Annotated in this window: 1 protein-coding gene; it reads right to left on the bottom strand. The window is 66.0% G+C overall.

All coding sequences use genetic code 11. The features are described 5' to 3' along the window. Nucleotides 1–9 precede the first annotated feature (9 nt). Nucleotides 10–376, bottom strand: a 367-nt coding sequence (cynS, locus tag QZH66_RS18780; protein WP_305807289.1) for a cyanase, incomplete at its 5' end; no start/stop codon positions are given.

The following is a 376-nucleotide window of genomic DNA, read 5'->3' as shown; positions in this document are numbered from 1 at the left end:
CCCGCGCCGTCAGTAGGACTTGTACGGCAGGAACTTGCCCGACAGGGTGATCTGCACGCGGTCGCCCTGCGGGTGCGCCTCGCGCGCCAGCTCCATCTTGAAGTCGATGGCGCTCATGATGCCGTCGCCAAACTCCTCGTGGATCAGCTCCTTGAACGTCGTGCCGTACACGTTCACGAGTTCGTAGAAGCGGTAGATCAGCGGATCGGTCGGCACGCTGGTGGGCAGCGAGCCCTTGTAGGGTGCGACCATCAGCCACTGCCGCTCGTCCACCGTGAGGCCGAAGAGGTCGCCCACCACGGCGGCCTGGTCGCTGTTCAGGGCCATCTGCCCCAGGCAGGCGGCCGTCACCCACTCCTTGCTCAGGCCCACCTTG

The organism is Stenotrophomonas sp. YIM B06876, assembly GCF_030711595.1.
Lineage (GTDB): Bacteria > Pseudomonadota > Gammaproteobacteria > Xanthomonadales > Xanthomonadaceae > Stenotrophomonas.
The sequence above is the reverse complement of the archived record's forward strand: the minus strand, read 5'-3'. Positions and strand labels throughout refer to the sequence as shown.